Annotated in this window: 13 protein-coding genes, 2 tRNA genes and 1 pseudogene; 5 read left to right on the top strand and 11 right to left on the bottom strand. The window is 69.1% G+C overall.

Annotation, left to right across the window (positions count from 1 at the left end):
• Positions 1-76: 76 nt before the first annotated feature.
• From fadD1 to AC5Y7V_RS14295, 9 genes are all read right to left on the bottom strand, one after another.
• Positions 77-1,657 carry a fatty-acid--CoA ligase FadD1 gene (fadD1, locus tag AC5Y7V_RS14335; RefSeq protein ID WP_499880716.1) on the bottom strand — a complete coding sequence of 527 codons (1,581 nt, stop codon included), beginning with the start codon at positions 1,655-1,657 and terminating at the stop codon, positions 77-79.
• A 16-nt stretch (positions 1,658-1,673) separates the two neighbouring features.
• A complete protein-coding gene (rho, locus tag AC5Y7V_RS14330) occupies positions 1,674-3,506 on the bottom strand; it encodes a transcription termination factor Rho (protein WP_499880715.1) in 1,833 nt (610 codons plus the stop codon).
• Between the two features lie 261 nt (positions 3,507-3,767).
• The gene (thrB, locus tag AC5Y7V_RS14325) at positions 3,768-4,715 is read right to left on the bottom strand and encodes a homoserine kinase (RefSeq protein WP_499880714.1); all 948 of its coding nucleotides are present in this window, start codon (positions 4,713-4,715) and stop codon (positions 3,768-3,770) included.
• 3 nt (positions 4,716-4,718) lie between these two features.
• A complete protein-coding gene (thrC, locus tag AC5Y7V_RS14320; RefSeq protein WP_499880713.1) occupies positions 4,719-5,801 on the bottom strand; it encodes a threonine synthase in 1,083 nt (360 codons plus the stop codon).
• Positions 5,798-7,123 carry a homoserine dehydrogenase gene (locus AC5Y7V_RS14315; protein ID WP_499880712.1) on the bottom strand — a complete coding sequence of 442 codons (1,326 nt, stop codon included), beginning with the start codon at positions 7,121-7,123 and terminating at the stop codon, positions 5,798-5,800. Before AC5Y7V_RS14315 ends, thrC begins: the two co-directional genes overlap by 4 nt.
• A 3-nt stretch (positions 7,124-7,126) precedes the next feature.
• Positions 7,127-8,545 (bottom strand): diaminopimelate decarboxylase, encoded by a 1,419-nt coding sequence (lysA, locus tag AC5Y7V_RS14310; protein ID WP_499880711.1) that lies wholly within the window; start codon positions 8,543-8,545, stop codon positions 7,127-7,129.
• Positions 8,542-10,194: an arginine--tRNA ligase gene (gene argS, locus AC5Y7V_RS14305; RefSeq protein ID WP_499880710.1), complete on the bottom strand. Its 1,653-nt coding sequence runs from the start codon at positions 10,192-10,194 to the stop codon at positions 8,542-8,544. Before argS ends, lysA begins: the two co-directional genes overlap by 4 nt.
• Positions 10,195-10,275: 81 nt before the next feature.
• Positions 10,276-11,382 (bottom strand): alanine racemase, encoded by a 1,107-nt coding sequence (locus AC5Y7V_RS14300; RefSeq protein ID WP_499880709.1) that lies wholly within the window; start codon positions 11,380-11,382, stop codon positions 10,276-10,278.
• 29 nt (positions 11,383-11,411) lie between these two features.
• Complete coding sequence (locus AC5Y7V_RS14295; RefSeq protein WP_499880708.1) at positions 11,412-11,858, bottom strand: hypothetical protein; 447 nt, start codon at positions 11,856-11,858, stop codon at positions 11,412-11,414.
• 107 nt (positions 11,859-11,965) lie between these two features.
• Here AC5Y7V_RS14295 and AC5Y7V_RS14290 point away from each other — a divergent pair, with 107 nt between their 5' ends.
• Both AC5Y7V_RS14290 and AC5Y7V_RS14285 read left to right on the top strand, forming a co-directional pair.
• Positions 11,966-12,943 (top strand): GlxA family transcriptional regulator, encoded by a 978-nt coding sequence (locus AC5Y7V_RS14290; RefSeq protein ID WP_499880707.1) that lies wholly within the window; start codon positions 11,966-11,968, stop codon positions 12,941-12,943.
• Positions 12,944-13,019: 76 nt separating this feature from the next.
• Positions 13,020-13,095: transfer RNA gene (locus tag AC5Y7V_RS14285), tRNA-Arg, on the top strand.
• A 76-nt stretch (positions 13,096-13,171) separates the two neighbouring features.
• Here the strand turns inward: AC5Y7V_RS14285 and AC5Y7V_RS14280 are convergent.
• Positions 13,172-13,393: pseudogene (locus tag AC5Y7V_RS14280) on the bottom strand (tyrosine-type recombinase/integrase); the annotation flags it as partial.
• 86 nt (positions 13,394-13,479) lie between these two features.
• On the bottom strand, positions 13,480-14,238 hold the full coding sequence (locus AC5Y7V_RS14275; RefSeq protein ID WP_499880706.1) for an alpha/beta fold hydrolase: 759 nt from the start codon (positions 14,236-14,238) through the stop codon (positions 13,480-13,482).
• A 375-nt stretch (positions 14,239-14,613) separates the two neighbouring features.
• Here AC5Y7V_RS14275 and AC5Y7V_RS14270 point away from each other — a divergent pair, with 375 nt between their 5' ends.
• The 3 genes from AC5Y7V_RS14270 to AC5Y7V_RS14260 all read left to right on the top strand — a co-directional run bounded on the left by AC5Y7V_RS14270 (position 14,614) and on the right by AC5Y7V_RS14260 (position 16,771).
• Positions 14,614-15,075 carry a helix-turn-helix domain-containing protein gene (locus AC5Y7V_RS14270; protein WP_499880705.1) on the top strand — a complete coding sequence of 154 codons (462 nt, stop codon included), beginning with the start codon at positions 14,614-14,616 and terminating at the stop codon, positions 15,073-15,075.
• A gap of 229 nt (positions 15,076-15,304) precedes the next feature.
• Positions 15,305-15,379: transfer RNA gene (locus tag AC5Y7V_RS14265), tRNA-Arg, on the top strand.
• Between the two features lie 219 nt (positions 15,380-15,598).
• The gene (locus tag AC5Y7V_RS14260; protein WP_499880704.1) at positions 15,599-16,771 is read left to right on the top strand and encodes a Fic family protein; all 1,173 of its coding nucleotides are present in this window, start codon (positions 15,599-15,601) and stop codon (positions 16,769-16,771) included.
• The last annotated feature ends 31 nt before the right edge of the window (positions 16,772-16,802 follow it).

Genomic DNA, 16,802 nt, shown 5'->3' with positions numbered 1-16,802 from the left:
GTAGTCGACCGTCGATTATGCCAGGTCAACCTACATCAGCCCAAACAGCGAGCTGGTCGCCCGCATTCCCGGCTGCTCAGGGCCGAGACGCGTCGCGGTAGACGCGGCTTTTTGCGTCGCGCGTCCACACCGCGCCGCCGCCCGGTGTCGCGCCCAGCGCGCTGAGCTCGCGTTTGAGGATCTTGTTGGTCGCCGTGATCGGCAACCGGTCGGCGAGCCAGACGTGGCGGGGCCACGCCTTGGGCGACAGGTCGGGCTGATCGGCCAGGAACCGGCCGAATTCCTCGGGGGTCAGCTCCGCGCCGTCGGCCAGCACGATCGCCGCCATCACCTGGTCACCGGGGTGTTCGTCGGGCACCGCGTACACCGCGACGTGGCTGACCGGTGCCAACCGCTGCAAGATCCGCTCGATGGGCGCCGTGGTCATGTTTTCGCCGTCGACGCGCAACCAGTCGCCGCTGCGCCCGGCGAAATAGATCCACCCGTCGGCGTCTTTGTAGGCGAGGTCGCCCGACCAGAACATGCCGTGCCGCATCCGCGCGTCGGTGGCCTCCGAGTCGTTGTAATAGCCGGCGAACAGCCCCGCGCCGGTGGTGTTGACCAGCTCCCCGATCGCCTCGTCGGCGTTGGTCAGGGCGCCGTCGCGGAAGGTGGCGGTCGTGCACTCGGCCAGGGTGTCGGGGTTGTAGATGGCGACGCCGGGGAAGCCCCGGCCCAGCGACCCGGGCGGGCAGCCGTCCTCGCGGGTGATGACGATGGCGCCCTCGGTGGAGCCGAAGCCGTCCCACACCGTGCAGTCGAACCGCCTGCTGAACTCGGCGATGTCGCGATCGCTCGCCTCGTTGCCGACCGCGACCCGCAGCGGGTTGTCGCGGTCGTCGGGTCGCTCCGGCGTGGCCAGCACGAAGGCCAGCGGTTTGCCGACGTAGTTCATGAAGGTGGCCCCGTACCGGCGCAGGTCGGCCAGCAGCCCGGACGCCGAAAAAGTCGCGGGGGCCATGGCCGCGCCGGTGCCCACTGCCACGCTCCACCCGGCGTACAGCGCGTTGGCGTGAAACAGCGGCATCGACAGGTAGCAGACGTCGGAGGCGTCGAGCCCGAACCGCCCGATCAGCGTCGCCCCGGCGAACAGCACGACGAGGTGGGTGACCCGCACGGCCTTCGGGTCGCCGCTGGTGCCGGAGGTGAACAACATCATGAAGGTGTCGGTCGGCGCGACCTCGCGATGCGGGGTCAGCGTTCCGGCGCCGGCCAGCAGCGCCCGCCACGGCTCGCCGGACACGTCGAAGACCCGCACGCCGGGCAGGTCCAGGCCGTCCAGCAGCCCTTTGTGCGCCGGATCGGTGAGCAGGATCTGGCAGTCGGCGCGCGCGATGTCGCGGGCCAGCGCGGCGCCGCGGCGGGTGTCGTTGATGCCGCACAGCACGTAGCCGCCGAGCGCCGCCGACGCCATGGCCGTCAGCATCTCGGGGGTGTTGCCCAGCAGGGCGCCCACGTGCAGCGGGCGGTCCGGATCGGCGACGCCGATGACGGCGGCCGCCATGGTGGCCGCGTCGGCCAGGTGCTCACGCCAGGTCCAGACTCGGTCGGCGTACTTCAGCGCCGGCGTGTCCTGGTCCGAGCGCTGCCGAAGCAGTTGCTGCAGCGTCTCCGCCACGGCCGCTGGGTCTGCTTTAGTCGTTGTCCATCGACCCGGGGGTCGTCTTGGACACCTGCACCAGGAACTCGTAGTTGGTCTTCGTCTTGCGCAGCTGCGACATCAGCAGGTCGATGGCCTGGTGGGGGTCCAGACCCGACAGCACGCGGCGCAGCTTGTGCACGATGGCGAACTCGTCGGGCGAGAGCAGCAGCTCGTCCTTGCGGGTGCCGGACGGATTCACGTCGACCGCGGGGAAGACCCGGCGCTCGGAGATCTTGCGGTCCAGCTTGAGCTCGGCGTTACCGGTGCCCTTGAACTCCTCGAAGATGACCGTGTCACCGGTGGACCCGGTCTCGACCATCGCGGTGGCGATGATGGTCAGCGACCCGCCCTCCTCGATGTTGCGGGCCGCGCCGAGGAAGCGCTTCGGCGGATACAGCGCGGTGGAATCGACACCACCGGAGAGGATCCGGCCCGACGCGGGCGACGCGTTGTTGTAGGCGCGGCCCAGGCGGGTGATCGAGTCGAGCAGCACCACGACGTCCTTGCCCTGCTCGACGAGCCGCTTGGCGCGTTCGATGGCCAGCTCGGCGACCGAGGTGTGGTCCGACGGCGGCCGGTCGAACGTCGAGGCGATGACCTCGCCCTTGACCGAGCGCGTCATGTCGGTGACCTCCTCGGGCCGCTCGTCGACGAGGACGACCATGAGGTGGCATTCCGGGTTGTTCTTGGTGATCGCGTTGGCGATGTCCTGCAGGATCGTCGTCTTACCCGCCTTGGGCGGCGACACGATCAGCGCGCGCTGGCCCTTGCCGATCGGCATGATCAGGTCGATGACGCGCGTCGTCAACCGGTCCGGCGTGGTCTCCAGGCGCAGCCGCTGGTTGGGGTACAACGGCGTCAGCTTGGAGAAATCGGGCCGCTTCTTGGCCTCTTCGACCGAGCCGCCGTTGACGCTGTCCAGGCGCACCAACGGGTTGAACTTCTGCCGCTGGTTGGGCTGCTCGCCGTCGCGGGGCACCCGAACCGCGCCGGTCACCGCGTCGCCGCGGCGCAGGCCGTTCTTGCGCACCATGTTCATGGAGACGTAGACGTCGTGCGGGCCGGCCAGGTAGCCGGAGGTGCGCACGAACGCGTAATTGTCGAGCACGTCAAGGATTCCGGCGACGGGCTGGACGACGTCGTCCTCACGCAGTTCGGTGTCGGCCCCTTCGCCCGACCGTTCGCCGCGGCGACGGCGGTCGCGGTCGCGGAACCGGCGTCCCCGCCGGCCCTGACGGCCTTCGCCGTCGTCGTCCTGCTGGTTCGAGCCGCCGCGATTCTGCTGGCCGCCCTGGTCACCGCCGCGCTCGTCGGTCTTGGTGTCCTGTTGGCGGTCCTGGCGCTTGTCGGCTTCGCGGTTGGCGCCACCCTTTTGGGTGTCCGCGTCGTCGCGATCGCGCTCTTCGGACGGTGATCCCGCGTCGCGGGAGGCCCCGCGTCGTTCGCGGCGCGGCGCCTCGCCGGTGGAACCGTTCTGTTCCCCTTGCGCGGCCGGCGCTTCCGCCGGTGCATCGGCGGTGGCCGTGTCGGATTTGTCGGATTTGCCGCTGTCCGCCGGGGCGGTGTCCGGGGCGGCCGGGGCCGCAGTCCCGTTGGCCTGTCCCCTGACTTCCTTTATCGCGGCGATCAGTTCGTTCTTGCGCATCCCCGACGTCCCCTTGACGCCGGCCTGGCTGGCCAGCGCACGCAGCTCGGGCAGCACCATGGTGGACAGGGAGCCGGCCGAGGCGTTGGTTTTCACGTCGGGTGTGTCTGTGGTCACGGCGTCCGAAGCGTGATTGCTATCGGTGTTTTCGCCAGCCGTGAATAGGTCCGTATCTGTCACGGAGTTCCTTTCTTCCCCCGCTGATCAGGTCATACGGGGGTTCGTTGCATTCAGCCAATTTGCCGAGTGCGCCCAATCATCGACTCTGCAACGGTGATCGCCCGGATCGGCGGAGAAGACGGCGAACCTCGTTCACGAGAAGAATTGGTGTTGTCCTAGCGGCAAGGCAGTTGCAGATGCAGATGCTGCGATTGCTGGACGGCTCCGAGGATAACCTGCATCCGGAGCGGAAGCAAGCAAACCCTCCGGCCACGCTGTGGATTAACCGGCGACGGTGACGCCCGGGCTCCAGCGAACTCCTTCGCCAGCGGACATCTTGGTGACGGCAAATCCGTGCGCGGCGCCGTACTCCAGCGCCTCCGTGGGTAACTCCGACTCTGTGCTCAGTGCGATCAGCGAGGGACCAGCCCCGGAAAGCGTCGCTGCGATGCTATGACGCCGCAACAGCCGCAAATATTCCGCCGATGCCCGCATGGCGGGGGCGCGTTGGGGTTGGTGCAGCAGGTCTTCGGTGGCCGGCATCAGCATGTCGGGGCGTTCGGTGAGCGCGACGACCAGCAACGCGGCCCGGCTCACGTTGAAGCTGGCCTCGTCGTGGCCGACCAGGCTGGGCAGCAGCACCCGGGTCTCGGCGGTCAGCGAGCGTTCCTCGGGAATCGCGCAGAACAGGTGGATGTCCTGGTGCAGCCGAAGCGATACCGCCGAGTAGCGGGGCCGGTCACCGGTGCTGTCGGTCCAGGAGACCACCGCGCCGCCCAGCACCGCGGCCGCGGCGTTGTCTGGGTGCCCCTCGAATTCCGAGCACAGCTGGATCAGCTGATCGACGCTCAGTGGGGCCGAATCAGTCTGCGCCACAAGCCCGTTCACCGCTGCCAGACCCCCGGTGACGGCCGCCGCCGAGGAGCCCAGGCCACGGGAGTGCGGGATGGCGTTGCGGCAGCGCACCACCAGACCGGGCGCGCCGACGCCCACGGCGTCCAGCCCGCGCCGGACCGCGCGCACGACCAGATGGTCGGCGCCGAGCGGCACCTGGTCGGCGCCCTCACCCTCGACCACCACTTGCAGCCCGGAATCGGTTGTCTCCACGACGATCTCGTCGCGCAGGTCCAGCGCCAGGCCGATGCTGTCGAACCCGGGGCCGAGATTGGCGCTGGACGCCGACACCACGGCGCTGGCCACCAGCCCGGCGGGCAGCATCTGAACCGTCATGTCTTACGCGAGACCCAGTCGTTCAACGACGAGGACGGGATCGACCGGCAACGGGGACACGGTCGGCATGTCCTTCAGCGCGGTGTCGGGATCCTTGAGGCCGTTGCCGGTCACCGTGCAGACCACCGTGGAGCCGCGAGCCACCCAGCCGTCGTCGACGGCCTTGAGCAGCCCGGCGATGCTGGCGGCGGACGCCGGCTCGACGAAGACGCCCTCGGAGGCGGCCACGAGATGGTATGCCGCCAGGATCTCCTCGTCCGTGACGGCCAGGAAGCGGCCGTTGGACTGTTGCTGCGCCGCGACCGCGGCCGTCCACGACGCCGGGGCGCCGATGCGGATCGCGGTGGCGATGGTCTCCGGGTTGCGGACCGGTTCGCCGTGCACCAGCGGCGCGGCGCCGGCGGCCTGAGCGCCGAGCATGCGGGGCAACGTGTCGATCAGGCCCTCGTGGTGATACTCGGTGTAGCCCTTCCAGTACGCGGTGATGTTGCCGGCGTTGCCGACCGGAAGCGCGTGCACGTCGGGGGCGGCGCCCAGCGCGTCGACGATCTCGAACGCGGCCGTCTTCTGACCCTCGATGCGCACTGGGTTCACCGAGTTCACCAGCGAGATCGTCGGGAAGTCGGCGGTCATCTTGCGGGCGAGTTCCAGGCAGTCGTCGAAGTTGCCGTCGATCTGGATGATCTTGGCGCCGTGCATGACCGCCTGCGCCAGCTTGCCCATCGCGATCTTGCCCTGCGGTATCAGCACCGCGCAGGTGATGCCGGCGCGCGCGGCGTACGCCGCCGCCGAGGCGGAGGTGTTACCGGTCGATGCGCACAGCACGGCCCGCTGGCCGCGGGCCAGGGCGTCGGTGACCGCCATCGTCATGCCCCGGTCCTTGAAGGAGCCGGTGGGATTGAGGCCCTCGACCTTGAGATGGACGGTGCAGCCGGTCTTTTCCGAGAGCCGGGTCGCGGCGATCAGCGGGGTGCCGCCCTCCAGGAGGGTGACCGGGGTCCAGTCGTCGCCGACCGGCAACCGGTCGCGGTAGGCCGCGATCACTCCCGGCCAGGGTTGGTGGACGGCGGTCCGGGGGATGCTCACAGGCCGTTTCCTTCCAGTCGCAGCACGCTCGTCACGCTCTGCACGACGTCCAAATCGGCCAGCGCATCGACGGTTTCGGACAGCGCGGCGTCGGTGGCGGTGTGGGTGACCACCACGACGCGGGCCCCGACCCGCCGGCCGCCCTCGTCGACCATGCCCTCCTGGCGGACCTCGGCGATGCTCACCTCGCGCTTGGCGAATTCCGTTGCCACCGATGCCAATACGCCGGGCTCGTCGGCGACGCTCATGCTGACGTAGTAGCGGGTGGGGATGAGACCCATTGGGGCGATGGGAAGCTGGGCGTACCGGGATTCCTTGGGGCCGCGGCTGCCCAGCACCCGGTTGCGGGCGGCCATCACCAGGTCACCGGTGACCGCCGACGCGGTGGGCGCGCCGCCGGCCCCCTGGCCGTAGAACATCAGCCGCCCCGAGGCCGCGGCCTCGACCACCACCGCGTTGAACGCCCCGCTGACCGTGGCCAACGGATGCGACAGCGGCACCAGCGCGGGGTAGACGCGGGCCGAAACCCGTTGCTGGCCGTCATCTCCCGTGACACGCTCGCAGATGGACAGCAGTTTGATGGTGCAGCCCAGCGCCCGCGCGGACGCGAAGTCGGCCGGGGTGATCTTGGTGATGCCCTCGCGATAGACGTCGTCGGCATGCACCCGGGTGTGGAAGGCGATGGAGGCCAGGATCGCGGCCTTGGCCGCGGCGTCGTAGCCCTCGACGTCGGCGGTGGGATCGGCCTCCGCGTAGCCCAGCGCGCTGGCGTCGGCCAGGGCGCTGGCGTAGTCGGCGCCGGTGCTGTCCATCTCGGACAGGATGTAGTTGGTGGTGCCGTTGACGATGCCGGCCACCCGCAGCACCGTGTCGCCGGCCAGCGATTGCGTGAGCGGGCGGATCACGGGGATCGCGCCCGCGACCGCCGCCTCGAAATACAGGTCGACGTGGGCGTTTTCGGCCGCCTGGGCCAGCTCCCCGGTGGAGATGGACAGCAGGGCCTTGTTGGCCGTGACCACGGACTTGCCGTGTTCGAGCGCGGCCAGGATCGCCTTGCGGGCGGGCTCGACGGGCCCCATCAACTCGACGACGATGTCGACGTCGTCGCGGGACACCAGCTCGTCAACGTTGTCGGTCAGCAGCCCGATCGGGACGCCGCGGTCGGGGGCCACGCGACGCACCCCGATGCCGCGCAGCACCAACGGGGCGCCGACGCGGGCCGCCAGGTCCGCGGCGCTGTCCTCGATGATGCGAACGACTTCGCTGCCGACGTTGCCCAACCCGAGTACTGCTACGCCGACGGGCTTTTCGTTACCGGGCACGGGTCACCTCACTTCCAGACTCAAGAGATCGTCGACCGTCTCCCGGCGCAGCACCAGGCGGGCGCGCCCACCGCGCACGGCCACCACCGCGGGACGGCCGATCATGTTGTAGCGGCTCGACAGCGAATAGCAGTAGGCGCCGGTGGCGGCGACACCGAGCAGGTCGCCCGGCTGCAGATCCCCCGGGACCCAGGTGTCGCGGACGACGATATCGCCCGTCTCGCAGTGCTTTCCGACGATGCGGGCCAGCTCCGCCGGCGCGTCGCTGACTCGCGAGACCAGCCGGGCGTCGTACTGCGCGTCGTAGAGCGCGGTCCGGATGTTGTCGCTCATGCCGCCGTCGACGCTGACGTAGCGCCGGTGCGCCGTCGTGCTCACGTCGACGTCCTTGACGGTTCCGACCTCGTATAGGGTGATGGCGCCCGGTCCGACGATGGCGCGCCCCGGCTCGACGACCAGCCTGGGGGTGGGCAGCCCGACCGCCGCCGACTCGCTGCGCACGATGGCGCCCAGCTTGGCCGCCAGCTCGGCCACCGGCGGGGGATCGTCGGCCGCCAGGTACGAGATACCAAAGCCGCCACCGAGATCGACCGTCGACAGCTGGGCCGTCTTGTCGACGCCGAACTCGGCGACGATCTCGTGCAGCAGGCCGATGACGCGGTGCGCGGCGAGCTCGAAGCCGGCGACGTCGAAGATCTGGGAGCCGATGTGGCTGTGCAACCCGACCAGCCGCAGGTGGTCGGTGGCGAACACCCGGCGCACCGCCGCCATCGCGGCGCCGCTGGCCACCGACAGCCCGAACTTCTGGTCCTCGTGGGCGGTGGAGATGAACTCGTGGGTGTGCGCCTCGACCCCGACGGTCAGCCGCACCAGCACGTCCTGAACGATGCCGGCCTCGCCCGCGATGGCGTCGAGGCGCTCGATTTCGATCATCGAGTCCAGCACGACGTGACCCACCCCGGCCTTGACCGCCGCCGTCAGTTCGGCAACGGATTTGTTGTTGCCGTGCAGGGTGATCCGCTCCGGCGGGAAGTCCGCGTGCAGCGCAACGGCCAGTTCCCCGCCGGTGCACACGTCCAGCGACAGGCCCTCCTCGTTGATCCAGCGCGCTATCTCGGTGCACAGGAACGCCTTGGCGGCGTAGTGAACGTTGTGGCCGCCGCCGAACGCCGTCGCCATGTCGCGGCAGCGGGAGCGGAAGTCGTCCTCGTCGACGACGAACAACGGGGTCCCGTACTCGTGGGCGAGGTCGGTGACCGCCACTCCCCCGATGACGGCGGCACCGTATTCGTCGCGAGTTGTGCCGCGCGGCCACACGTTCGGCGCCAGCAGCAACAGCTCCTCCGGGGATTGCGGGCGGGGCGGGCTTTCGGCGTGGCGCGTCTCGTCGGCGTGCCGGGGACCGGCGGGATGGACGTTCACATTCGCTCCGGTGCGGTGACGCCGAGGATGGTCAGGCCGTTGGCGATGACCTGGCGGGCGGCCTGGCACAGCGCTAGGCGCGCGGTGTGCAGGTCGGTGGGCTGCTCGTCGCCCTGCGGCAGGACGCGGCAGGAGTCGTAGAACCGGTGGTAGTCGCCGGAGAGGTCCTCCAGGTAGCGGCAGATCCGATGCGGTTCCCGCAGCGCGGCGGCGGTTTTCACCACCCGAGGGAAATCGCCGATGCTGCGCAGCAGCGTGCCCTCCTTGTCGTGACTGAGCAGCTCGAGGTGCCCGGTATCGGGGATCAGGCCGAGCTCGGCGGCGTTGCGCGCCAGCGCCGAGAGCCGCGCGTGCGCGTATTGCACGTAATAGACCGGGTTTTCGTTGGACGCCGAGGACCACAGCGCCAGGTCGATGTCGATCGGGGTGTCCACGGACGAGCGGATCAGGCTGTAGCGCGCGGCGTCGACGCCGATCGCGTCGACCAGGTCGTCGAGCGTGAGCACCGTCCCGGCCCGCTTGCTCATCCGGACCGGCTGGCCGTCGCGGACCAGGTTGACCAGCTGCCCGATCAGCACCTCGACGCTGGCGGGGTCTTCGCCGAAGGCGGCGGCCACGGCCTTCAGCCGCGCGATGTAGCCGTGGTGGTCGGCGCCGAGCATGTAGATGCACAGGTCGAAGCCGCGTTGCCGCTTGTCCAGGTAGTAGGCGATGTCGCCGGCGACGTAGGCCGGCTTGCCGTCGCTCTTGATCACGACCCGGTCCTTGTCGTCACCAAAAGCGCTGGTGCGCAACCACGTTGCGCCGTCCTTCTCGTAGACGTTGCCGGTCCCGCGGAGCCGGGCGATGGCCTGCTCGACGCGCCCGCTGGTGTGCATCGAGTCTTCGTGCGTGTAGACGTCGAAGTCAGTGCCGAACTCGTGCAGCGACTCCTTGATGTGGGTGAACATCAGGTCGACGCCGATTTCGCGGAACGTCTCGTGCATTTCGGCTTCGGGCAGGCTCAGCGCGTCCGGCGCCTTCTGCAGCACCTGCGCGGCGATGTCGTTGATGTAGGCGCCCGCGTAGCCGTCTTGCGGCGTCGGCTCGCCCTTGGCCGCGGCGATCAACGAGTTCGCGAACCGGTCGATCTGCGCGCCGTGGTCGTTGAAGTAGTACTCGCGCACCACGTCGGCGCCCTGGGTGGACAGCAACCGGCCCAGCGCGTCGCCGACCGCGGCCCAGCGGGTGCCGCCGATGTGGATCGGCCCGGTGGGGTTGGCCGAGACGAACTCCAGGTTGATCTTCTGGCCGGCCAGGTCGTCGGAGTACCCGAACTCGTCGCCGGCGTCGATGACGTTGGTGACGACCACCGCCTGCGCCGAGGCCTCGAGGCGCAGGTTGATGAAGCCCGGCCCGGCGACCTCCGCCGCCGCGATGCCGTCGGCGCCGGCCAGCTTTTCGGCGAGCCATCCGGCCAGCTCACGCGGGTTGGCGCCGACCTTCTTGCCCAGCTGCAGCGCCAGGTTGCTGGCGTAGTCACCGTGATCGGGATTACGCGGCCGCTCCACCGTGACCGTCGCCGGCAACGCGGCAGCGTCCAGCCCGCGCTCGGCAAGCACCGCGGCGGCGGTGACTTTGAGCAGCTCGGCCAGGTCGGCGGGGGTCACGAGCGTCCATCCTATTGGCTAGGGTCCCCCGGCCCCGAATCTATTAGAGGGGGCAGCGGGGCCGCACCGGGGCCTGGGCCGCTACCGACTGGCGCGGGCGGCCTCGATCGGCACGATGTCCACCAGCCGGTCGCCGCGGACGATGTGGTACGCGTCATACCGATCGACGGTGGGGTCGCAGTGCGGCGTGGTGAACTCCACGCGTTCCCCGAGGCTGACGGGTGCGCCGGCGGGCCGGGTCAGTGCGCCGTGCTCGTCGCCGAAGAACGCGTACGTCGAGCCGCCGAACCGGGCGCCGACCGGGCGGGGCATGGGTCCGTCCGTCGCGAAAGCCTTCAGGCCGGCGTCGACGGTGACGATCGCGTCGGCGTTGGCGCTCACGACCTGGCTCGAGACCCACATGCTGGTTTGGAAGGCGCCGTCGTCGTCGTCGCCCAGTGCGTCGCGATATTGGGCGTCCATGAAGACGTAAGAGCCGGGCTGCAATTCGTTGAGCACGCCCAGGGTCAGATCGGCCGCGACGGTTCCGGTGCCGCCACCGGTGACGATGCCGACCCGGTGACCGGCGGTGCGCAGCGCGTCGAGGACTGCCGACAGGGTTTCCATGCCTATTTTGACTGCGTCGCAACGGTTTTGGAAGCCGGGGATGTGCTGCCAATGACCGCCGTAGCCTTGAACACCCGCCAGCGTCAACCCGTCGCACCCGCGGACGTGCTCGGCCAGCGCGACCGCCCGGTGCAGACCGGAGACGCCGGTGCGGCCGAGCCCCACGTCGACGTCGACGAGGACATCGACGCGCATGCCGCGGCGGCACGCTTCGGCGCTGAGCGCGGTCGCCGGGTCGGGATGATCCACCACACAGGCAAAGCCGGGGTCGAGCGCCGCCACGTCGCACAGCCGCTTCGGCGTCAGCGGATCGGCGACCGGCGACGTCAGGAGGATGCCGCGCACGCCGGCCGCCGAAAGCGCCTCGGCCTCACCGATTTTGGCGCAGCAGACCCCCACCCCGCCGGCGGCGATCTGCTTCTTGGCGATCCAGGAGCATTTGTGCGTCTTGGCGTGCGGGCGCAGGGCGACCCTGCCGCGGGCGCGATCGGCCATTCGACCGATGTTGGCGTCCAGCGCCGCCTCGTCCAGGATCAGCGCCGGGGTCGGCAGGCGGAAACGGGAGTTCGGCTCGCCAATCATGGCGTGCGCCAACTGGTCTGCCGGGCGAATCATCCGGGCGCGACGGAGGTCAGGTGCTCGAATCCCGCAATCGGGACGATGTCCGGGAGCCGGCGGATCGCACCGTTCTGAGCCCACTGGCCTTCGGGCACTTCGTGGATGACGCACGACGTGACGACCGTCCGGTCGCCGTTGGTCTGAGCCGCCGACGCGGCGACCTCCTGAATCTCGCCGGCGAATCGCGCCTTGCGGGCCCCGTCGAGCACCCCGGCACTGACCTGCCAATCGATGAAGACGCCGGCGACCGCGGCGTCCGCCGGCAGGCCCGCGGAGTAAAAGCCTCCGGGCGAGAGCTCGTGCAGCAGGACCAGGGCCCGCATCCGGTGCTGGGGCTGGTCGGGCACCGACTCGGCGCGGCACGCCGCCTCGGTAAGACCCGTCACGAGGCGCTCCTTGCCCGCCTCGTCGAAGGCGCCGGGTGTCAGCGTTACGCGCATCAGCGGCATGGCATGTCCTCTCAATGGATTCCTGCCCTCGTAATCTCCTCCGGCCGCGCCGCAGAATCCAGTGGCGAGGCGGACAGCTTTCTTGCATAATTCGCCACATGATCGGTTTCGATGTCCTTGTGCTCGACGGGGCCAGCGCCAGCGCGGTGGGTGTGACCATCGACGTCGTCTCCGCGGCCAATCGAATCCTCGGCAAACCCGCGTTCGACCTGCGGTTCGTCTCCCCGGAAAGCCAGGTCGCCCTGCGCGGCGGCCTGGCCGTCGCCGCGCACCCCCTGGCGCACGCCGGCGCGCGAGACGTCGTCGTGGTGCCCGGGCTGGGGGCCGCACAGCCGGAGGAAATCGCCGAGCGGCTCGCCGGTGCCGACGTCGCCGTCGCCGCCGAGTGGCTGGCGGGCGCCGACGCCTGCGGCGCGGAAATCGCGGCGTCGTGCACGGCGGTATTCGTCCTGGCCGCGGCCGGGCTGCTCGATCAACGGCGCTGCGTCACGACGTGGTGGCTCGGGGCCGACCTCGCCGCGGTCGCGCCGGCGGCCAGGGTCGTCATCGACGAAATGGTCGTGCGCGACGGGTCGATCTGGACGGCCGGGAGCGCGTTCGCCCACATCGACCTGATGCTCGCGCTGATGCGCCATTTCGGCGGCGCCGCGCTCACCGACGAGCTGGCGAACCGGCTCGTCGCCGATCAGCGGACGTCGCAGGCGAGCTTCCTCATCCCCTCGCACCTGGCGGCGCGCGACGAGACGGTCGCAACGCTGGAGCGGTTCGTCCGGTCCCGGTTGGACGAGCCGCACACGCTCGACTCGCTGGCCCGGTTTTGCGGCCTGAGCACCCGGACCCTGGCGCGGCGGACGCGAAATGCCGTGGGCCTCAGCCCGCTCCAGCTGGTGCAGCGGGTTCGCCTCGAGCGCTCGCTGCATCTGTTGCGCACCACCCGCATGCCGCTCGAGGAGATCGCCGCGTCCGTCGGGCTGGCCGACCCCGCGACGCTGCACCGACTGGTGAAGAAGCACACCGGGCGCTCACCTGGGGCGCTGCGCCCGAGTGCAGGCGCGGGCGTCGTGATCGGGTCTTGAGCTGTGGCGGGGTCACGACCGTCACGCCGATGCGTTACTCTGGCTGGGCCCGACGGCGCACCATCTCTGTTTGTGCGCCCCCGTAGCTCAGGGGATAGAGCGTCTGCCTCCGGAGCAGAAGGCCGCAGGTTCGAATCCTGCCGGGGGCACCACCTGACCAGCATGAACACCCCCGACCGATGGCCGGGGGTGTTCCGTTTCAAGCCCGATGACACACGGGTGACACACCTACCTGACAACTTCACCCAACGTGACCGCGCAGGCTGCCAGCGCGTCGTCCTGGCTGTGGGCATAGATGCGGGCCGTGGTCTCTGCGTTGGAATGCCCCAACCACTTGGCGATGACCGCCAGCGGCACCCCGCGCAGGTGCAGCGCCGTACCGCAGCTGTGGCGAGCATCGTGGAGCCGGATCGCCCGCACCCCAGCTTTGCGGGCCAGTTTGTGCCACGCCCGCGTGAGGGTAGCGCCCCAACGCTTTCCGCGCTCTGCCGCTAACCCCCGGAAGGTGTTGCGGCGCTACGGATTTAGTGCGTGGGCTATTCGTACAAACGGCAACGCCCGACGAGGATCTCTGCCAGCCGTTCAGGTTCGCTGACCATCAGCATGTGGCAGGTGTCGATCTCGATGAGCGTCTGCACTCCGCCAAGCGCGGCAATGCACTCGTGTTGAATCTTTGTCGGGACGGCACGATCACGCCGAGTGAGTATCCACGTGCGTGGCACATCGTCGGGCATACCGCTGCGGTCAACTTTTTCTATCATGATTGAGGGTGATTCCTGACAGGACCGAGCCAGCGTGAACCTGCGCTGTGCGGGAGTCATTCCGTTGCAAAATACAAACCCCGCCAACGCAGTAGGCAAACCTCCCGGACGGACCGAACGGCCTTTCTGCACATAGCGTTTCGCGGTGCGACGTGCGTACCAGCTCTGCGCCCCGGGAAGCGTGTCCACCAGGGCGCTGCCGTTGGTTGGTACTTGCACGGTGGCCAAGATCATCTCCCGCACACGCGCCGAGCCGAGCTTGGTGACAACACCGGGGACGGTAACCCCCGCCAGCGAATGGCCGACAATCACCAGGTCGTCGAGCGCAGCATCCTCGATGTCCGACACCACCGAGTCCACCCAGCCGCCGATAGAAGCGGCGATCAGGTCACCGAGCTTCCCTCGCCGCCCCGGCAGATCAACAGCGAGCACCTTTAGTTCCGGCTCCAGGCTGCGGATCACGTCGATGGTGGGCTCCCAACAATCAGCGGCGAACCCGCCTCCGTGCACGAGAACCAATGCGGGCAATCCCATGGCAGGGCCTCCTTCAGCGTCGTGAGCCCAGGACCGCATCGTAAAGCTCGTCGAGGAATTCGGGCACCCTTCCGCACAGACGCCAGTGCCGCGTTGTCCGGGTCGAAGGTGCCTGGTCCCACTGGTAGACGTCGAAGTGGAGGCAGGGCCTGGCCGGGGCAGGGCAGGTAGGGGGGGTCAAAAGTCCCGCAGAACCGCAAAACCAACATTCCTCGGGGGAACGGGCGTCCCCCCCGAACGGTGGGCGGTGGCTGCCCGTCGTGGTGGCCAGCTAACTTTGGTGCGTTTGTGCTGGTCAGGGCGTCGGGACGTTGGGCGGGACACGCCGGGACACCGGGGGCGGTGTTTGCTGGAATGGGGCGTCATGCTGGGCGCATGGATGTTGAGCGGGTGCTGGCCCTGCACGGTCAGGGCTTGTCGGTGCGGGTGATTGCCCGCGAGGTCGAGGCGTCGCGGTCGTCGGTGCAGCGGGTGATCGCCGCGCAGGCCGCCGCCGAGTTGGCCGCCGCCGCCGAGCCGCTGCGGGCGTCGGGCTCCCAGCGGGCCGCCGCCGTGGCCGCCGTCCAGTCTGTCGTCCAGCGGCTACCGGCGGCCTGCCGCGACGACGCCGAGGAGCGGGCCGAGCTCTTAGAGCTATGCGACGGCTCGATGTTCACCGAAGACGGGTCGGTGTCGCCGCTGTTCCTGTTCCGGCTGCGCTGCGCCTACGCGGTGCCGCCGAAGCTGGCCGCCGTGATCCGTGCCGAGCTCGCCCCGTTTGCCGACGCCGCCGAGTTGGACGCCTGTCTTGACGCGGCGGTGGCGCTCTGGGAGCCGCTACGGGCCGCCGTGCCGTGAGCGCGCTCTGGCCGCCGTGCCCGTGAGCGCGCTGTCATGGCCGAGCCGAAGCCCTGGGGTGTTACGCGTGCCGGTGAAGCGCAGGTGTCATTGACACACCGTTGACACACCTGACCGGAAACTCACTGGTCAGACGTGTGCGGATGACACAGGACGCCCCCGGCTGCATCCGTATGGTTTCCGCAGGTCACAGCGGTTTCACTGACTCGCGGGGCACCCGCCACCGGACGCCCCCGAACGCCCCAGGCCGGTTCGTGTCTGTCTCCGGAGCAGAAGGCCGCAGGTTCGAATCCTGCCGGGGGCACTCATTGCGAAGAAGGTCGGCGATACGATCCGCCCGCGCTGCGCTATTCGTTGCCGCGGCTGCGCCAGATCTATGCACAGGTGAGGTCAGACTGCAGCAATGACTTCACTTAGCCATGTAAGTTTTGCGAAGTAGCGCGCACGGGCGGGGGCAGTGCTAAGTGAAGTCAACCATGACTACTAACTTCACTTATGGCGCAAGTGATGTTAATCTAGGCCGGTGACTTCATTTAGCGCAGTCACCTACGAGAACGTTCGTTGGGAACCGCAGGGGGTGCGGTACGCGAGCGCTGCGCTGCCGAAGTCCGGCACCTACCACCCCGCCGTGCCGGCCAGCATTGCCGACGTGGTCCTGGACTTGCCAGCGTCCGTGTTGGCAGAAGCCGAATCCGCCAGCCGCGAGATCACGCGTTTCGACGCCGAACTCGGAGGCGAGATCGCACCATTTGCCGCCGTATTGCTGCGGTCGGAGTCCGCCGCCAGCTCGCAGATCGAGAACCTGACCGCGTCGTCGCGAGCTATCGCCGAGGCCGAGCTGCCCGGCGGCAAGGCCAAGCGCAATGCCGAGATGATCGTCGCCAACACCGCTGCGATGCAAGCAGCGATCGGCCTGTCCGACGCTATCGACGCTAACGCCATATTGGTGATGCACCGCTCATTGATGACCAACGAGCCGCGCCATACACCTGGCGAATTCCGTACCGAGCCGGTGTGGATCGGCGGTGGCTCCACTCCCATCGGCGCGACATTTGTCGGCCCGCGCCACGAGCTGGTCCCTGGCGCCATCGACGACCTGATCACCTTCGCGCAGCGCGCCGACATTCCCGCGCTGCCGCAGATCGCAGTGGCCCACGCACAGTTCGAAACCATTCATCCCTTCACCGATGGCAACGGACGCACCGGCCGCGCACTGGTGCAGGCCATGCTGCGCAACAAAGGATTGATCCGCCAGGTGACGGTGCCGGTCTCGGCCGGGCTGCTGGCCGACACGGACTCGTATTTCGCCGCGCTCACCGCCTACCGCGCCGGCGACGCCGCACCGATCATTCAGCGCTTCTCACGCGCCAGCGTCCTCGCGATCGCGAATGGGCGTCAATTGGTCGCCGACATTCGCGGCATCCGCGAGAGCTGGGACGACGTGATCGCCGCGCGATCCGACTCCGCTGTATGGAAAGTCGCCGATTTGTTGACCCGCCGACCGGTCGTCAACGCTGCGCTACTCGCACGGGAGCTCGGCATCGAATCCACCAACGCTCACCGCTACCTCAACCCGCTTACCAAGGCAGGCATCCTCATCGAGACGACCAGCGGCCCCCGCAACCGAGTGTGGCGTTCGCCTGAAGTGCTCGCCGCGCTCGACGCATTCGCCGATCGGGCCGGGCGGCGAGGCTGACGCTCCCTGCGGGTTGTTGCCTTGCGCAACA

The sequence above is a fragment of the Mycobacterium sp. NGS34 genome, from assembly GCF_059812845.1.
Note: the sequence above shows the minus strand (reverse complement) of the source record. Positions and strands in the feature narration are given on the sequence as shown.